The following is a 1,485-nucleotide window of genomic DNA, read 5'->3' as shown; positions in this document are numbered from 1 at the left end:
GTCAGCATCGCCGGCGCCGCGCCGGACGAGGAGAGCGGGCAGGCGGCGCGACGGCTGGCGGCGAAGTGGAAGGGCAAGGGAGCGACTCTATTCGGCCTGGACGCCGAGGCGCGGGCCGAAATGGCGGCGCTGCTGAACGGCTCGATGGCGCAGGCACTGGAGATGGACGACAAGCATGGCTCATCCTTGGCCCGCCCCGGTTCCACGGTCATCCCGGCGGCGCTGGCGGTGGCCGAGCGGGATGGGAGCAGCATCGCCGACCTGATCACCGCCGTCACAGCGGGCTACGAAGTGATGATCCGGCTGGGCTATGTGGCTGAGGAACGGTTCTTGAAACGCGGATACCACACCAGCTCGCTGCTCGGCGGCTTCGGCTCTGTCGCCGCCATCGGCCAGCTGACCGGATGCAACCCGGACGAGATCATCGCGGCCTTCGGCATCGCAGGCACGATGGCCTCGGGCATCCAGGAATCCACCCGCACCGGCTCGACCTCGAAAATCATCCACGGCGGCTGGGGCGCACACAGTGGCATTGTCGCCATCGACATGGCCATGGCCGGCATCACCGGGCCGGAAAGCGTGTTCGAGGGAAAGATGGGCTTCTTCCAGACCCACCTGACGCCGATCACCGGCGCGTTGGACTGGGATCGTCCGTCGTCGGGCCTGGGCAGCCACTGGTACCTGCCCGAAACCGCGTTCAAACCGTATCCTTGCTGTCAGCTGCTGCACGCCTTCATCGAGGCGGCCAAGCAGACGCTGGCAAGGATGGCCGCCGACGGCGTCAAGGTGGACGCGATCACCGCAATCCGCTGCAAGCTGGCCGAGCCGGGGTTGACCCTGGTGACCGAGCCGGCCGAGCGCAAGAAGGCGCCGAAGCTGAGGCACGAGGCCCGGTTCAGCCTTCCGTTCACGGTGGCGAATGCCCTTGTAACCGGCGACATCGGCCTGGACTCGTTCGACGAGGCTCATATGGCCGATCCCCGTATCGCGGCGCTGGCGCTGAAGGTCAGCTGGGCCGAGGACCCGGAGTCGGATTATCCCGCGCACTGCCCGGCGCGGATGGAGGTGGATGCGGGCGGCAGGACCTACGCCACCCACGTCCCTTACCATCCCGGCAGTCCCGAGGCGGCGCTGAGTCAGGACGACGTGCTGGACAAGTTCGCCCGCAACACCGGCTGGCTGCTGGGCGAGGGCGCGCGCGAGGCTGGCGTAGCGCTGCTGTCCCTGCCCGAAACCGCGGACCTCAAGTCAATCGTGACCTTGCTGGACCGCGGCGCCACCGCAGCGCAAAGGGTTGCATCGTGAGTGTCGAACCGCGGCGCTGGCCGCATCTCTACATCGGCGGCGAATGGGTGCCGCCGCACTCCGGGCGGGTGATCGCCTCGCTGGATCCGTCGACTGAGGAGGTCTGGGCCGAGGTGGCCGAGGCCGATGCGGACGACATCGACCGCGCGGTCGAGGCAGCGCGGGCCGCGATGAAGGGCC

At 68.4% G+C, this 1,485-nt stretch carries 2 protein-coding genes; both read left to right on the top strand.

The genetic code is table 11. The annotated features are described in order from the left end of the window. Window positions 1-1,305, top strand: a 1,305-nt coding sequence (locus HUS57_RS00055; RefSeq protein ID WP_173930900.1) for an MmgE/PrpD family protein, incomplete at its 5' end; no start/stop codon positions are given. Next, window positions 1,302-1,485: aldehyde dehydrogenase family protein (locus tag HUS57_RS00050; RefSeq protein WP_246727665.1), on the top strand; the 184-nt coding region annotated here is incomplete at its 3' end. The genes HUS57_RS00055 and HUS57_RS00050, both read left to right, overlap by 4 nt.

Origin of the sequence: Chelativorans sp. Marseille-P2723, from assembly GCF_902809845.1 — a bacterium.
Lineage (GTDB): Bacteria > Pseudomonadota > Alphaproteobacteria > Rhizobiales > Rhizobiaceae > Chelativorans.
Note: the sequence above shows the minus strand (reverse complement) of the source record. Positions and strands in the feature narration are given on the sequence as shown.